The organism is Asticcacaulis sp. AC402, assembly GCF_000495835.1.
Lineage (GTDB): Bacteria > Pseudomonadota > Alphaproteobacteria > Caulobacterales > Caulobacteraceae > Asticcacaulis.
The window spans coordinates 224,560-241,579 of record NZ_AWGC01000013.1; the positions used below are offsets into that span (position 1 = coordinate 224,560).

The window sequence follows — 17,020 nt, forward strand, 5'->3', positions numbered from 1 at the left end:
AGTCGCAAATTGTCCCTGAAATTGTGCCAAACGCATCAACCAGGGGGCTGTTTTGCGTCACTCGAATTCCAAAGATGTCCTGGCGCGTCTGGCCGGAGACATCACAGCGCTTTGCCTGAAGACGGAAATCGCCAACCTGCAGGGTTCGGCGAAACGTCGCGATGATCGTGCCGCCCTGCGCATGCTGGAAGCCGTTGGGGGCCTGCGCCGCGACATCGCCGGTCGCGGATCTCTGAATGACGTCGATCAGGCGCTTTCCTGGCTGGAAAGGCTGCTTGAAGAGCAGATTGTCCACCTCAGCCCACAGCGCCGGCAACGGCTTTTGGCGGCGGGCGGCAAGGCGCCGGACAGTCTGGCGAACCTACTGCGTCCGGCCCTGGCCGCTGGTTTGATCGGGACCGTCGCCATGCCGACGGCAGCGGCGGACCTGGTCTGCGACACATCGGGCGCGGTGATCGTCTGCGATGCCATATTGACACCACCGGCCGGCGAAGACGGTCTGCTCAAGCGGGATACGGCGTCAGATGCTTCATCGGGCCGGGACGGAGCCCTTGGTATCAGTGCCAAGGATGGCAATGACGCCGATACGGGCAATGACATCACCATCACCTTCAACGGTGAAATCACCGTGATTGATGCGATCGGCATCGAAGTGGTGTCTACCGGCGGACTGGGCGGCAAGGGCGGCGATGGGTACCTCGGAGCCTCGTCGGGTGACGGTGGGCGCGGCGGTACAGGCGGCAAGGTCCTGGTCACCAATAACGGCGTCATTACGTCCCAGGGCATCGGTATCGGGGCGGTCAGTCAGGGCGGTGATGGTGGCACCGGCGGCGGCGATATTGTCAGTATCGGGGGCAATGGCGGTGAGGGCGGCCAGGGTGGCCTGGGCGGTTTTGTCGACATCGTCAACCACGGCACCATCCAAACTTCCGGCGAGACCTTTTCCGTCGGCATCGTGGCCCAGAGCCGTGGCGGTTATGGCGGCGGCGGCGGCGACAGTGTGGGGTTTGTGAGTACCGGCGGCGAAGGCGGCCGTGGTGCGGATGCCGGCATCGTCCGTGTTACCAACTATGGTCGCATCGAAACCGAAGGGCAGTATTCCAGCGGCGTACTGGCTCAGTCGATCGGTGGCTTCGGCGGCGGCGGCGGCACGGCCTACGGTATCGCCATCGAGGGCGGGGACGGACGCACAGCGGGCAATGCCAATTATGTCACGGTTCAGAACGGTGGCGCGATCGAGACTCACGGCGACCATTCGGAAGGCATCCTGGCGCAATCCATCGGCGGCGGCGGCGGCCATGGCGGCGATGCCGGTGGCCTGGGGGCCGCGGGCGGCTATGGCGGCGCCGGCGGTATCGGCAGCGTTGTGTTCGTCCGCAGCACCGAACAGATTATCACCCATGGTGCCGACTCCACGGCCATGAAGGCGCAGTCGATCGGCGGCGGTGGCGGCGATGGCGGGCTGGGAACCGGGGTAGCCGTGATCGGCGGACGTGGCGCCGGTGGTGGCGCCGGCGGCGAGGTCAATGTCGACATCAGCGGTACCCTTCTGACCGAAGGCGAAGATTCCGCCGGCATCTGGGCCCAGTCGGTGGGCGGCGGCGGCGGCTCGGGCGGCGGCACGATCAGTGGGTCGCTGTGGGCCGGTTTTGCCGTCGGCGGTTCGGCGGCCAAGGGCGGTGACGGCGCCGGGGTCTTCGTCAACGCCCTGACCCATGAGAATTCGCCGGAAGGCCATATCGTTACCAAGGGCGATCGCGCCTTTGGTATTTACGCGCAGTCGATCGGCGGCGGCGGCGGTCATGGTGGCTATGCGATCAGCGGCACCCTGGGCCTCGCCGGCAGCGCCAGTGCGGCCGTGGGCGGCACCGGCGGCGAGGGCGGCGACGGTGGTGTTGTCCTGACGCGCTACAATGGCAGCATTACCACCTCCGGCGACGACGCGACGGGCATCCTGGCCCAGTCGGTCGGCGGTGGGGGCGGGACCGGCGGCTATGCCCTGTCGCTGGCGGCTTCGGCGGACGGTGCCGTGGCCGCCGCGGTCGGTGGTACCGGCGGCGGCGGCGGCGATGGCAAGGCCCTGGGTGTCTATACCTGGGCCGATATCACGACCTCCGGTGACCGCGCCTATGGAGTCATGGCGCAATCGATCGGCGGCGGTGGTGGTGACGGCGGGGCTTCGGCGACCGCGGCGGCCGGCCTGACCGTTGGTGCCTTGGGGGTCAGTTTGGGCGGAACGGGCGGCGGTGGCGGTGATGCCGGTCGCGTCGATGTCTTCAGCCACGGGACGATCTCGACCGGCGGCTATCAGGCCCACGCTCTCAGCGCCCAGTCGCTGGGCGGTGGCGGCGGCAATGGCGGGGTCAGCGCTACCTTTGCCGGTGGTGGTTTCAACGCGGCGGCCGTGACCCTGGGCGGTTCCGGCGACGAAGGCGGCCTGGGCGGCTTTGTGGCGATCGAGAATGACGCCGCGCTCCATACCGTGGGCGGCGAAGCCCACGGCCTGTTTGCCCAGAGCGTCGGAGGTGGCGGTGGGTCCGGCGGCATGGCGGTGGCCGGTGAAATTACCTTGGGATCGGCCGGGGCCAGTGTGGCGCTGGGCGGTTCCGGTGGCGGCGGACTGGATGCCGGCGCCGTTGAGGTGAAAAATTCCGGCGCCATCCATACTGAAGGCGACGGCGCTCTGGGGCTTTATGCCCAAAGCGTTGGCGGTGGCGGCGGGTCCGGCGGCATGGCCATATCGGGCGCCCTTCAGGGTCTGGGCGGTGGTGTCTCGGTCGCCATGGGCCGCGAAGGTGGTACCGGCGGCAACGGCAGCACGGTGACCGTGACCAGCTCGGGCAATGTCACCACGCAAGGTCATAATGCCGGCGGTCTCCAAGTCCAGAGCATCGGGGGCGGTGGCGGCGCCGGCGGGGTCAGTGTCTCGGCCGCAACAGGGGCTGTGGCTTCGGCGGCTGTCTCCCTGGGTGGCTCGGGCGCGGGCGGCGGAACGGGCGGCAATGTCCGCGCCGATATCTCCGGCGACTATGCCACGGCCGGGGACCTGTCACACGCCTTGACGGCACAAAGCATCGGCGGCGGTGGCGGCAGCGGTGGCTTTGCGGCTTCCGGCGCCGGTTCGCTGGAGGCGGGTTCGGCGGCGCTGTCCATGGGCGGCAGTGGCGGCGACGGTGGCTCGGCCGGGGCGGTGAATTTGAACTATGACGGCCATGCGGTGACCGAAGGCTTCAACGCCTTTGGGATCCTGGCCCAAAGCGTCGGCGGTGGCGGCGGCTCGGGCGGCTTTACCGCTGCGGTTTCCGCCAGCCACGGTTCGGGGACGGCCGCCCTGTCGATGGGCGGTGAGGGCGGTGAGGGCGGCTCTGCGGCGATTGTCGTGGCGGAACAGAAGGGATCGATTCACACGACCGGCGACCAGAGCATAGGCATTCTGGCGCAAAGTGTCGGCGGGGGCGGCGGTAATGGCGGCTTCGCCTCCAGCGCCGCGACATCGCAACTGGTCTCTGTGGCAGTCAGTGTCGGCGGCCGAGGCGGCGAAGGCGGGACCGCTGGTGCGGTCTATGCCACGGCCAATGGCACCATTCTGACCGAAGGCGACCGGGCGGCCGGTGTTGTGTCACAAAGCATTGGCGGCGGTGGCGGCAATGGTGGCTTTGCGGCGGCGGGAACCTTGGCGGCGAGCGGCGTGCCGAACCAGCTCGCCTTGTCGCTGGGCGGCAATGGCGACACCGGCGGCGCGTCGAGCGACGCCTACCTCAACAACTACGGCCAAATCCTCACGCGCGGTGAGGACTCCGAGGGTGTGGTGGCCCAGTCGATCGGCGGCGGTGGCGGCCGCGGCGGATTCAGCTATTCCGGCGTCGTATCAGGCGCCCACGCGCTCAACACCGCCCTCTCCATGGGCGGGTTCGGTGGCATTGGTGGTCAAAGCGGCTATGTCAATGTGCTGAATACCGGCTCCATCGGTACCGAAGGCGCGCGCAGCCTTGGCATTTTCGCCCAATCGGTGGGTGGGGGCGGGGGCGCGGGCGGTGCATCGGGCGCCATGACCCTGTCGTCCAGCAACAGCATCAACACGACGCTGAATGTTGGCGGCAAGGGCGGTACCGGCGGCCTGGGCGGCGACGTCGAGGTCACCAATACCGGCCTGATCGAAACCATCGGCGAAGACGGCGCCGCCATCCTGGCGCAATCCATCGGCGGCGGCGGTGGCCGCGGCGGCATGGCCGGGGTCAGCCTCGGTCAGTTCCTTGAGTGGCAGGGCGGCGTGTCGTCGGCCAACGGCTTTGGCACCAACACCTACAATGTCTCGCTGTCCCTTGGTGGCTTTGGCGGCTCGGGCGAGCATGGCGGTGCGGTCACGGTCCTCAACAGCGGCAGCGCCGTGACCCGCGGCGAAAATGCGCCGGTCATCTATGTCCAGTCCATCGGCGGCGGCGGCGGCCATGCCGGCCTCAGCGCGGCCGTCGCCGGGGCCATCGGTGCCTCCAGAAACGGCGCCATGGCGGTATCGGTTGGCGGCAATGGCGGCACCTCTGGTGACGGCGGCGCGGTGACGGTGACCAACGAAGCGACCATCCACGCCTATGGCGCCGGCTCAGGCGGCATCTTTATGCAGTCGATCGGCGGCGGGGGCGGCAATGGCGGCAATGCCAAGGGCATGGCCACGGCGCTGGGCTATTTCAAGGGCACCGATGCCGACTCGCTGCATGGCCTGACCGTATCGATCGGCGGCCAGGCGGGTTCGGCGGGCGATGGGGGTGAGGTCAAGGCGACCAATTCCGGCACCATCACCACCGAAGGCGCCCAGGCGTTCGGCATTTATGCCGAGTCGGTGGGCGGCGGCGGCGGTAACGGCGGCAACATCACCGGCAGCGGGGGTGAAGTTCAAAGTGTCCTCAAGACGGCCGTCCAGTTGACCGACGGAGGCAAGGGCGACACCTTCAGCATCGCCATCGGTGGCCTGGGTGGTTCCATAGGTGACGGCGGCGCGGTCACGGTGACCAATTCCGGCACCGTCCAGACCCTGGGCGACGGATCGCACGCCATCTTCGCCCACAGCATTGGCGGCGGTGGCGGTAATGGCGGCGCGGGTTCGCCGGGCCGTATCTCGATCGGTGGTCAGGGGGCGTCGTCGGGGGACGGCGGTGTCGTGACCGTGACCAATTCGGGCAGTATCCTGACCCAGGGGGCCATCGCTCGCGGCATCTTCGCTCAGTCGGTGGGCGGCGGCGGCGGCACGGGCGGTGCGACCAGCTTCAGTGACGATTCTTTCAGTTCCGATGATTCCTTACGCGAAACCGTGGTCAACAGCTTCGGCCAGGTCACGGGTGGGGGCGCGGGCCTTCTGTCGCTGATAAAATCGTTCAAAAAGCCGGAGTACGGCATCGGTATCGGTGGCTTTGGCGGTGCCGGCGGCGACGGTGGCGCGGTGATCGTGAGCAATACCGGTACGATCGGCACCTCGGGTACCCTGTCGCACGCCATCTTCGCCCAGTCGGTGGGCGGCGGCGGCGGTACCGGCGGCGAAGGCACGATCGGCAAGCTGGGGCACACCGTCGCTTCAGGACCGGGCGGCAGCGGCGGCGACGGCGGTGACGTCTCCGTGACCAATGCCGGTGACATAATGACCACCGGGTTTGGCGCCATGGGGATCTTTGCCCAGTCGGTCGGCGGTGGCGGCGGGGTTGCCGGCGATACTTCGCTGGGGATTACCGGCCTGGCCAATGTGCCGGGTGTCGGCGATTACCGCGACTATGGCGGCCTGGCGCTCAATCCTGTGAGCGGCGACGGCGGTGACGGTGGCAATGTCACCGTGAGCAATACCGGCAACATCACCACCCTGGGCGCCGGCGCGGTCGGCATCTTTGCCGAAAGCATCGGTGGAGGCGGGGGCCTGTACGGCAGCGCCGCCGGCCTGGCCTTTGCCGGTTCTCTGGGCGGGTCCGGCGATTCCGGGACCGTCACCGTGGTGCAGAACGGTAATGTCTATGCCGGCGGGCTCAATGCCCTGGGCGCCTTCTTCCAGAGCGATACGGTCCATGACCGCGGTGACATCACCGCCACCATCAATGGCGACCTGCACGGTGGTAGCGCATTCGGCGCCGGCATTCTGGTCGATGGTGGCCAGGACAACACCCTGAACCTGAACGGGTGGACCAACGCCGATTCCGGCATGGCCCTGCGCAGCACGGTCGGCAACGACACCTTCAACCTGAGCGAAGGTATGGAGGGCAATGCCGACCTGGGTACGGGGAGGAATGCGATCAATTCCGGTGTTGCCGCGGCCGTGGTCTCGGGCGACTTCCTGCGTCTGGGCGGAGCCGGATCCGGCACCTTGACCAGCCAGGGCCTGCTGGCGCCCGGCGACGTCGGTCACGTGCAGCACACCGCTATCGATGGTGATTTCGTCCAGACGGCGTCCGGGCGTTATCATGTCGATATGGCGGGCAGCGACGGCGACCGTCTCGACATCTCCGGCACGGCCAAGGTCGACGGCCATGTCGTTGTCCATTCCGATCCGTCGGCCCTGACGCCCGGCCGGCATGAGATCACGGTCGTCCATGCCGATGGCGGCTTGACCTCGACCGCTGACCTCAGCGCGCCGAACGCAGCCCTGGTCAGCTACGGCCTGACCGCGACGGCAAACGATCTGAAGGTCGGCTATGACCTGGATTTTGCCCGTCTGGGCACCTTCGCCAGCCGCAATCGCACCTCTGTGGGCCATTCGATCAATGCCATTCAGACGGCGGGCGGGTCCGATGCCCTTGATCCGCTGGTCGGCACCTTGCTGGCCCAGACCGACGCCGGTCAGGTCGCCGGCATCTATGACGCTCTCAGTCCGACGCCGCTCGTCGCCAATCTTCATGGCCTAGTCCAGGGGGCGGACAGCTTCCAGGACGGCATGATGAGTTGCGCGCTCGGCGGCCGCCGTTCTGCCGATGAAACCTGCGTCTGGGCCCGCGCCCATGGCCGCGAAGCGTTGCTGCACGACGGCGCCGATGGTCCGGGCTTCGACAGCCGGGCTTCTGGCGTGCAACTCGGCTTTGAAGCGCCGTTGGGCAACCGCCTGCGCATCGGTATGGCTGTTGGGGCGGAAAACATCCGCACCGAAAGCGGGGCCTTAGCGCGCGGTGAAGGCGATCAGTACCATATTGGCGTGACCGCCAAGACCCAGGCCCTTGGGCTTGACCTGGCGATGTCGGCCCAGACCGGCTTTGCCAATCTGGAGACCGAGCGCGCGACCTTTGGCGGCGTGGTGCGCGGCGAACCGTCGGCGCGTTATGATCAACTGGCCGTGCGCGCCAGCCACACCTTCCGTGCCGGCAGCCTGTATCTGCGCCCGGCGCTGGAAGCAGCGCGGACCCGTATCCATACCGAGGCCTCGCGGGAAACCGGTGTGACAGGGATTGCCGTGAGCGAAAGCTCGCAGGATCGCGACCGTTATACGGTCTCGGTCGAGGCCGGCGCCGACCTGTCGTTGGGCCGGGTTCGCATCCATCCCTATGTCCGGGTGGGCCAGACGCGTTACAGCGACAACGGCGACCTGGTGGTAACCGGGCATCTGGCGGGGGCTCCGGCGGGCGGCGACGGTTTCGACACGTATCAGTCGACTGGAAAATCCGCCGTCAGCGTGAATGCCGGCGTTTCTGTCGAGTCCGACGACCCCTATGGCCTGCGCGGCCGGGTGAGCTACGAACACTATGAAAACAAGGACTTCCGCTCGGACGGCGTCGCGATCAAGCTGGTCAAACCGTTCTGATAAAAAAAAGCGCACACTGAACGAATATGAATGTGCGGCTCAACGGGCGTTCAGGTTGAGGGGTTTATAACGGTCTTCATCAACGGCACGGAATTCACATAACCCCGGCCGGTTCATTGAAAGGAGACCAAGTTATGAAGACCTTGATCAAAACCAGAACGTTTAAGGCCTTTGGGGCCGCGCTCATCTCGTCCGGCCTGATTCTGGGCGCTGCCGCCGTCCCCACCGCAGCTTCGGCCCGTCAATCCTATGTTTGCCAGGTCGAAAAGAAGGAAAGCTCGCAAAAAGGCATGATCATCGGCGCCATTGCCGGCGGCCTGCTGGGCTCGCAGGTCAGCAAGAACGAACGGGGTCTTGGCGCTGTCGGCGGCGCCGTCATCGGGGGTGTGCTGGGCAAGAGCCTGGGCGAGGACAAGGGTAAGGCCAACTGTAAGAAGATCGAAGCCCAGGCCCGCGAAACCTACGGCAACCGACGCGTCGACCGCTACCATCGCTACGATGATCGCCGGTATGACCGCGGGTACGCCTACGGATACCGTTAAGATTAAAGCGTTTGGTTAACCAGGGGCGCCCACCGGTAAGACTTCCCTGCCGGTGGGTATGTCTATGGTTAATGGTATATAATCAATCTTGAGTTTTGGAGTATTTTTGATTTTGCGAACCGGCGCCAGTTCTGTCAACAGTTGACAAAAATAACGACGTTCGGGTGAGTTTGACAACTTGTTCGGGCATAACTTCCCCGCGTGGCGTGAATTAACAAGATCGGGCCCTTGGCTATAGGCAAAACGGGACACCTCGTGTACACCGCGCGCGACTCAAGGCCACCCTCTGGATACACTATGCCCGTAGCGCCCGATTTTCCACCTGCCCCTGATTTGGTTGCCCCCAAACGCGCCCTGATCTCCCTGTCCGACAAGACGGGCCTGATCGAAACGGCGACGGCACTGAGCCAGGCCGGAATCGAGCTGATATCGACGGGGGGCACGCGCGCTGCCATCCAGGCTGCTGGGTTGGTCGTCAAGGATGTATCGGACATCACCAGCTTCCCCGAGATGATGGACGGCAGGGTCAAGACCCTGCACCCGAAGGTTCATGGCGGTCTGCTGGCTTACCGCGACGCGCCGGACCACGCCCGGGCCCTGGATGAGCACGATATCCTGCCGATCGACATTGTGTGGATCGACCTTTATCCCTTCGAAGCCACCGTGGCCGCGGGCGGCACATTCGAGGCGGCGATCGAAAACATCGACATTGGCGGCCCAGCGATGATCCGCTCTTCGGCCAAGAACCACCCTTACGTCTCGATTTGCGTCGACAAGGCCGGCATGGATTCGGTCCTGGCGGCCATTGCCGAACGCGGCTGCACCGACCTGGCTCTGCGTAAATCCCTTGCTGCAAAAGCGTTCTCCCGCACGGCTGCCTATGATTCAGCCGTGTCATCGTGGTTCGCGGCCCAACTGGGCGACGACTTTGCCGAACGCAAGACGATTGGCTGCGCCCGCCTTCAGACCATGCGCTATGGCGAAAACCCACACCAGTCGGCCGCCTTCTACAAGACAGGCGAGGACCGTCCGGGTGTCGCCACAGCTAGGCAACTGCAAGGCAAGGAACTGAGCTACAACAATGTCGCCGACACCGACGCGGCCATCGAACTGGTGGCAGAGTTTGATGCCCCGGCCTGCGTCATCGTCAAACACGCCAATCCGTGTGGTGTCGCGGTTGGCGACGACCTGACGACAGCCTATCGCCGGGCACTGGAATGCGATCCGGTATCGGCTTTCGGTGGCATCGTGGCGCTGAACCGCCGGCTGGACCGCGCGACTGCCGAGAGGATCGTCGAAACCTTTACCGAAGTCGTTGTCGCCCCCGAAGTCGATGACGACGTCATCGAGGTCTTTGCCGCCAAGAAGAACCTGCGCCTGCTGGTGACCGGTTCGCTGCCGAATCCGTTGGCGGGCGGTCAGGTTTTCCGTTCGGTGGCCGGCGGCATGTTGGTCCAGTCGCGCGACACTGCCAGGATCATCCCGGCCGACCTTAAGGTGGTCACGAAGCGTCAGCCGACCCCGACCGAGATTCAGGATATGCTGTTCGCCTTTACAGTCGCCAAACACGTCAAGTCGAACGCAATCGTCTATGCCAGGGATGGCCGCACCGCCGGTATCGGCGCCGGTCAGATGAACCGCCGCGATTCGGCGCGTATCGCTGCCTTGCGGGCCAAGGAAGCAGCGGAAGGTCTTGGCCTTGCTGACTCTTTGGCTAAGGGCTCGGCCTGTGCGTCCGAGGCCTTTTTCCCGTTCCCGGACGGTTTGCTGGAGGCGGCGGCGGCGGGTGCAACAGCGGTGATCCAGCCGGGTGGCTCAATGAACGACAAGGCAGTCATTGAAGCCGCCGACCAGACCGGCCTCGCCATGGTCTTTACCGGCGTGCGGGTTTTCCGGCACTGATCCTTATAGCATTGCCACGAAGTCGTATCGAATGAAGCAGGACCTCAGATTGGATTTCTGAACCCGCTAGAGCGGGATGATTTTTGGTGGAATCAAAATCCCGCTCTAACTTTTTGTTTTGTCGCGCAATTTATCTGAAAAGTGCGCAACACTTTACCGGATTGCGCTTTAATCTGTGTAATCTGTCAATTCAGGTAGGAAAATGCCACCCTTTGGCAGCGTCACACCTGCACTGGGTCAGCTGTCTATTGAACCGTTACCGAGCGGCTGTAGCGGCCACCGCCGGCGGTCGCTGTACGCAGTTCGACGGGCCCCGTCACAGCAACGGGTGTGCTGTAAGTCTTCCAGGCGCCGCCCTTTGTCCGATACTGGATGGTCAAGCCGCCATAGGGCACATTGGCTTCCAGAACCCCGCCGGTAATGCGCGCACCGGGCACTGGCACGCGGTAGCGTACCCCAGCCTTGTCCAGTGCCGCCAGATGTGGCTTCAGGCGCGCATTGAAACTCTGCCAGTCGTTGAGCAGAGCTGCGCCATTCACCTGACCACCGCCCCAGCTATAGGTCTTGCCCGGGACATAGGCCGGCTCCCACACACCGGTATGCCAGGCGCGTTCGGCCAGGGCGATCACCCGCGGGTACAGCATGTAGTCGGCGATCTGGGCGCTGCGCACGCCTTCGCTCCACAACTGGCCTTGCATGCCGGCAATCTTGCCGCCGTTGAGCGGCGTCGTGTCGGCGATCGTCCCGGGGGCGTTCGGGACGGTTTTCATCACCTCGGCATTGGCCGGCAGGTTTTCCGGCATGAAGACGAAGACCTTGTACAGGTCGGTCGCGCGCGAGGCCCAGTCATAGCCGCGCTCCTTCGGGTCGAAGGCATAGGGCATGTCGAGATACATGACGTCCGGTGTCGACATGACGACGCTCCAGCCGCGGTTGGCATGGTCGTGGGCCTCCTTCACGCCGCCGCTGAACAACCCGCCCCACGAATTTGACTGCACGACCCTGGGCATTTTTGTCGGATCGACATGGCCCATGCCATCGCTCCAGCCTGCCGGCTCGATGCCCTTGGCGTCGAGGATCGCCGACACTCTCTGGATAAAGTAGGGCGTCATCTTCTCGGGTGTCAGGTTTTCCGCCTGCATCAGCGCCTGACAGGGTTTGGACTCCTTCCACGCCCCGGCCGTTTCGTCGGCGCCGATATGGTACAGCTTCAGCGGCGCGCCGGCGGCTTGATGATATTCGGCGATCGAGTCGATCACCTTCTCGATAAAGGTGTAGGTCGAGGGGATGCAGATATTTAGCGTGTTGTCGTCATAGTGCTGGATCGAGTTGTAGACGGTGGCGTCTTCGGGATCGATCAGGCGGTAGCGCGCGGCCTCTTCCGGCTTGCCCTCGGCGATAAGCCGGCGGGCGCGAGCCTCCATCGACCGGGTGGCGGCGCGCGAATGGCCCGGCATGTCAAAGGACGGGATGACAGTGATGTGGCGTGCCTTGGCCGCCATGACGATCTCGATATAGTCGTCGCGCGTCAGGTAACCGTCGGAATAGCCGCCGCCCTCGGCCAGGCCCCCCAATTGCGGCAACAGGCATTTGTTTTCCTCAGGATCGTGGCAGCGGTGTCCGCCGATATCGGTCAACTCTGGCAGGTCAGTGATGGCCAGGCGCCAGCCCTCATCGTCGCCGAGATGCAGGTGCAACTGGTTGAGCTTGTACGTTTCCATCCGCTCGATCAGACCCAGGATATAGGCCTTGCTCTGGAAGTTGCGGGCGACGTCGATATGCAGGCCGCGGAAGGCAAAGCGCGGCGCATCAATGATCTCCAGCGGCTTCAGGCGACCGTTTTCGAAGACGGCCTGCTGGCGCAACGATTCCAGCGCATAGGCGGCGCCCGAGGCGTCGGCGGCAGTGATGGCGATCTTGCCGTTCTGTGCCGTCATTCGATAGGACCCTGGCCTGCTGGCCGTGGCGTCAATGGTGATGGCCACCGGGACGCCTGAGTCACTGAGACGGAAGCCGGCGCCTTCCAGGTCGGCCACCGCTGCGCGGACGTCGGACAGGTTGGTGTTGATCGCGAACTTCAATCCCGCTTTCAAATTCAGTGGGGCGCCCTCCAGCCGTTTGATGGCGGCCGGTGTCGGCAGGATGACGAACTCCGGCGCGGCCACGTTGGTCTGGCGTTGGGCAGTCTGGTGAAACAGCCGCTCCGGCGTCATCCAGACATTTGCATCATCGCTGCCGGTCACGGCTTCATCGGCCAGGGGCGTGTGGAACGGCAGGATTTCTTCGCCGGAGGCGGGATCGACCGCTGTCCGGGTCGCTTCGATCGTGCGGGCCTGAACACCATCCGCCGTAATATAGGCGTTGGGCATTATCTTGAAGCCATTGTACCAGCGCCCGTCACCTGTCAGTCTCAGGCTGTAGGTGGCGCCGGGTTTCAATATCGCACCGGCCTTGGGTGTCAGAACATAGTTGTCACCATTGATGTGCGTCAGGTCGAACACCTCGCTGTCCAGCGTCTTCATCGGAGCGACAAAGCCGACATGCACACTCCACGCGCCCTTTGGCAGGGCTTTCGGCAGGGTCAGGCGGATTTCGCTGACGAAACCTGCGGGCGATTTATTGTCCAGGATGGTGAACTGATAGCCAAGGTTCCGGGCCAGGCTGTCGATCTCGCCCTGGCTGATCGCCCAGGCGGTTGAGGTGAGCGCCGATGTCGCCAACACTGTCAGGCCGGCGAATAGCGTGTTGCGGACGGTCTTGGACATGCGAGCTTCCCTGGGGTTGGTTTTGACGCGAAGGTTGGCCCATGGGCCCGATCTTGTCAAGGAAAGTTAGGGTCCAGCTATTACCAATAAAATACCTGTCTTTGGGTGTGACCAAGCGACACGTGTGCGGCAAGTTCGCGTTTTACAAGGCTCGCTGTCTTCCTGGCCTGGTGCAAGACAGCCATTCCTGGCGGCGGGACAGGCCGATTACATACCAAGGTAATTCAATCTGTTGGAACCAGGCGCCCTGGCAAGGGGCATGACGGCGCCGGAAACGGATGATTATGAAGATGAAGGAAGTTTGTACCTGATACTGCAGGCATGGCCGCCAAAGCTCTTTCGTCATCTTGCATGGAGCTGATGTGTTTAGACCTCTAGATAGAACCAATACTAGATAACTTCTGTGCCATAGGCGTGGGAAGCCTTAACCCCGACCTGCCCGACTGACCGCTGGCAGACAGAAAAATAACTGGAATTAGAAACTGTTAAAATTTGAAAAGGAAAAAATGCGAACTTGCCATGACCTCTACAGACCACGGAACACGGCCTTAAGAGACGTTGACGCAAGCATACCAATCGAGCATAGTCATCCCGTTCACCCGTGAAATCCCGTTTAGCTGTGGACCGTCCAGACAGGTTCAGGCCGGCGTCGGCAAGAGAACCGGACTCGAAACCGCCTGGGGAGGCATACATGTCGTTTATGGAAACTGTAGGCCGGCTTCAGACCGGTGATCCGGCTCCGCTTTATATGCAACTTCAGAAAGTACTGCGCGACGCCATCGTCAGCCGCGTTATTAGCCCCGAAGCGGCCATTCCGCCAGAACGCGATCTTGCCGAGGAGTTCGGGGTATCGCGCCTGACAGTGCGCAAGGCCGTCGACGGGCTTGTTGCCGAAGGCCTGATCAAGCGCCGCCGTGGTGCCGGCACCTTTGTCGCCGCACGGGTCGAAAAGAGCTTTTCCAAGCTGTCCTCTTTTTCCGAAGACATGCGCTCGCGGGGCCGCGTGCCGCACTCGGAGTGGTTGGCCCGTTCGGGCGGGGCGGTCACGCCTGAGGAGTCCCTGTCCCTTGGACTGTCACCAGGAAGCCTGGTTTATCGCTTCCAGCGCCTGCGCTATGCCGACAGCCAGACCATGGCGCTCGAATATTCCACCATTCCGGCCTACTGCCTGCCTTCGCTGGAAGCGGTAAGCGAGTCACTCTATGCCGCCCTGGATGCCGCTGGCAACCGGCCGGTCCGGGCCCTGCAACGCCTGCGTGCTGTGGCATTTACCACCGAACAAGCTGATATTCTGGGCATTCGGGCAGGTGATGCCGGGCTGTTTATCGAACGCCGCGGCTTCCTTCAGGACGGTCGGGCGGCTGAGTTTACTCAGAGCTTTTACCGGGGTGACGCTTATGATGTCGTAGCCGAGCTGAACCGCGCTGACTAAGGCCTTTGCCGCATGGACAGGGGTCAAAAAACCACCTAAAAACTCGTCTCAGAGACAATGAAGGCGGACCTCGCGGATGGAAACCACAGCGTCACAAGCCCCCGGTCGCTGCGTGCTGATCGTCGGCGGAGGCGCAGCCGGCTGGTTGACGGCCTGCTATCTGGCAACGCACCTCGGCACAGAACGTGCCGGGGGTCCGCGCATCACCCTGCTTGAATCACCCGACATTGGTATTATCGGCGTCGGCGAAGGCACCTTTCCGACCACGCGCAATATTCTTCGCACGCTCGGCATCGAAGAAGCCGAGTTCATGCGTGAAAGCCAGGCGGCTTTCAAACAGGGCATCCGCTTCGACGATTGGGAAACATCTCCTGAGGGCGGCGTCCACAACCACTTTTTCCACCCCTTCGAAGCGCCCTATCTTGGCAAGGAAGAACTGGACCTGCTGCCCTACTGGCTGATCCAGGACCCGGCTACCCGGCCGCCCTACGCTGAGGCCGTCACCTTCCAGAAGCGCATCGCCGACGCCCGACTGGCACCCAAACGTACCTATCAGGGACACTATTGCGGCCCACTGAATTATGCCTATCATTTCGACGCAGCCCGTTTTGCCAATGTCCTGGCCCGGCGGGCGAAGGTCTTAGGTGTCCACCACCTGCAGGGAATCCTGCGTGAGGCCGTCCTGGACGAAACCGGCGCCATCGACCACGTCATTTCGCAAGAATATGGTCGGATGACAGCGGATCTCTATATCGACTGCACCGGCTTCCGCGCCGAACTGCTTGGCAAGGCGATGCAGGTACCGTTCAAGTCGGCCTCCGACACTCTGTTCGCCGATCGCGCTGTGACCTGCCAGGTTGCCTATCCCAATCCAAACGCGCCCTTGGAAAGCTACACCATCGCTGCGGCGCACGAAGCCGGCTGGACCTGGGACATCGCCCTGGCGAACCGGCGCGGCGTCGGCTATGTGTTTTCCAGTCGGCACACCACCGATGTGCGGGCGGAAGAGGTGCTGCAGGCCTACCTGGCGCGCAGCGGCGGCAACGCAAAGGCGCTTGACCTGCGACATATTCGCTTTGAAGCCGGTTTCCGTACCTCGCAATGGGTTCGCAATTGTGTCGCCATTGGCCTGTCGGCCGGGTTCCTGGAGCCGCTCGAATCCACGGGCATGGTCCTGATCGAGGCCGCCGTAAACAAGGTCGCCGAGTTCTTCCCGCACAACGGCCCGGTCGACGCCTCAGCCGGCCTGTTCAATGATTTGATGGTTAAACGCTATGAGGCAATCATCAATTTTATTAAACTGCACTATTGCCTGAGCAGGCGGCAAGAGCCGTTCTGGCGCGACAATTCGGCGCCGGAAAGCGTTCCCGAGCGCCTGCGCATGCTCCTCGACATCTGGCAGTATAGGCCGCCGTCGCGCTATGACTTCGTCATCGACCATGAGACGTTCGCGCATTTCAACTACCAGTACATTCTTTATGGTATGAACTTCCAGACCGACTATCAGGCCGCCGGCCGCGCCCTGCCAATGCAGGACCGTGCGGAGCAGATATTTGCCCGCATCCATACGTTCGGCGAACAGGCCGCCAAGGACCTGTCGGCCCACCGCGCCACCCTCAAGGCCATCTACGACAATGGCTTTGTCGAGCGAGGCCCGACGGCGCCCCCGGCGCTGGTGCGATGATCAAAACAGCTTCTGAACCGGCAGCATAAACAGATTGGCGGTCAGTCTACCGGTCGCCGTGTCGTCACTGAGCGCGACCCCGTCGATCAGGGCTGAATGCAGCACATTGCTGCGATAGAGGACCAGCCGGTTGAACGCCGCCGGAACCCAGTCGATGAGCTCAAAACAGGGGGTATCCTCCGAGACATGACGGGTCAGCCTGGCACCGCCAGTCTCCAGCTCGGCCGCAACGGTGGCGACATAGTGCGCCCGTTGCTCTGGTGTCACGGCTTCATAGCCCGTGGCTCTATGGCGGAAGAACCCCGTCCCGGCTTTTCCTATCCCTTGCGAGGGCTCAGACAAATAATGGACGCTGGCCAGGCGCTGGTGCTCCGGCGTATCCTGGTGCGGGATCTTCTGGATCGGCTCCAGCTCATCCGGCGCAAGCGTCGCCAGAGCGAAAAAACCGAACTGGGTCAGGCGCAAGTTTTCGGGAACTTCGAATACCTTGGCCATCAGTTTACGCAGGGCCGGCACCAGGGTGGTCAAGTAGGCTGCCGGCAGAGGCGCGTTCAGCCCGGGATAACGTGTTTGAGTGGGGCGGGCGAACGCTGCAACCCTGGCAGCCTCGACAAGAACCTCAGGATTGGTTAACGCGCCGTCGAAAATGACGACCGGCTGCTGTTCATGGCCGATACGCCGCACTTCCAGGCGTGCGGCTGTATTGAGGTCCAGGGCTTTCTCGCTCATACCCCATCTTAACGCAGCGACCCCGTTTTTGGGAAGTCATGATGCTGTCAGGACAAACTACGGCGCTGGCGAGCTCCCTTGGTGGAAGCAATACCACCCCACGATGAGTCAAGCTTTTTGCGGGTTGGTATAAGTTTTTGTTTTGTCGCGCAATTAATCCGAAAAGTGCGTCACACTTTATCGGATTGCGCTCTAAATGGC

At 63.4% G+C, this 17,020-nt stretch carries 7 protein-coding genes; 5 read left to right on the top strand and 2 right to left on the bottom strand.

The window, feature by feature from the left end; genetic code table 11:
• Positions 1–52: 52 nt before the first annotated feature.
• The 3 genes from ABAC402_RS28620 (at position 53) to purH (ending at position 10,209) form a co-directional block, all read left to right on the top strand.
• A complete protein-coding gene (locus ABAC402_RS28620; RefSeq protein WP_023449164.1) occupies positions 53–7,765 on the top strand; it encodes an autotransporter outer membrane beta-barrel domain-containing protein in 7,713 nt (2,570 codons plus the stop codon).
• Between the two features lie 134 nt (positions 7,766–7,899).
• A complete protein-coding gene (locus ABAC402_RS28625; RefSeq protein WP_023449165.1) occupies positions 7,900–8,307 on the top strand; it encodes a glycine zipper 2TM domain-containing protein in 408 nt (135 codons plus the stop codon).
• A 297-nt stretch (positions 8,308–8,604) separates the two neighbouring features.
• Entirely contained in the window at positions 8,605–10,209 is a 1,605-nt protein-coding gene (gene purH / locus ABAC402_RS28630; protein ID WP_023449166.1) for a bifunctional phosphoribosylaminoimidazolecarboxamide formyltransferase/IMP cyclohydrolase, read from the top strand.
• Between the two features lie 245 nt (positions 10,210–10,454).
• On the opposite strand, the gene ABAC402_RS28635 is transcribed toward purH, so the two are convergent.
• The gene (locus ABAC402_RS28635; protein WP_023449167.1) at positions 10,455–12,974 is read right to left on the bottom strand and encodes a family 20 glycosylhydrolase; all 2,520 of its coding nucleotides are present in this window, start codon (positions 12,972–12,974) and stop codon (positions 10,455–10,457) included.
• 691 nt (positions 12,975–13,665) lie between these two features.
• Between ABAC402_RS28635 and ABAC402_RS28640 the strand changes: the two genes are divergently transcribed.
• Together ABAC402_RS28640 and ABAC402_RS28645 are read left to right on the top strand one after the other, a co-directional pair.
• On the top strand, positions 13,666–14,406 hold the full coding sequence (locus ABAC402_RS28640; RefSeq protein WP_023449168.1) for a GntR family transcriptional regulator: 741 nt from the start codon (positions 13,666–13,668) through the stop codon (positions 14,404–14,406).
• Positions 14,407–14,482: 76 nt separating this feature from the next.
• On the top strand, positions 14,483–16,090 hold the full coding sequence (locus ABAC402_RS28645) for a tryptophan halogenase family protein (RefSeq protein ID WP_031235461.1): 1,608 nt from the start codon (positions 14,483–14,485) through the stop codon (positions 16,088–16,090).
• Here the strand turns inward: ABAC402_RS28645 and ABAC402_RS28650 are convergent, their stop codons facing one another.
• On the bottom strand, positions 16,091–16,819 hold the full coding sequence (locus ABAC402_RS28650; protein ID WP_023449170.1) for a DUF6445 family protein: 729 nt from the start codon (positions 16,817–16,819) through the stop codon (positions 16,091–16,093). It abuts the gene before it with no gap.
• Positions 16,820–17,020 lie beyond the last annotated feature (201 nt).

Coding starts and splice junctions, on each gene's coding strand:
- ABAC402_RS28625 (WP_023449165.1), top strand. CDS start 7,900: ATGAAGACCTTGATCAAAACCAGAACGTTTAAGGCCTTTGGGGCCGCG.
- purH (WP_023449166.1), top strand. CDS start 8,605: ATGCCCGTAGCGCCCGATTTTCCACCTGCCCCTGATTTGGTTGCCCCC.
- ABAC402_RS28635 (WP_023449167.1), bottom strand. CDS start 12,974: ATGTCCAAGACCGTCCGCAACACGCTATTCGCCGGCCTGACAGTGTTG.
- ABAC402_RS28640 (WP_023449168.1), top strand. CDS start 13,666: ATGTCGTTTATGGAAACTGTAGGCCGGCTTCAGACCGGTGATCCGGCT.
- ABAC402_RS28645 (WP_031235461.1), top strand. CDS start 14,483: ATGGAAACCACAGCGTCACAAGCCCCCGGTCGCTGCGTGCTGATCGTC.
- ABAC402_RS28650 (WP_023449170.1), bottom strand. CDS start 16,819: ATGAGCGAGAAAGCCCTGGACCTCAATACAGCCGCACGCCTGGAAGTG.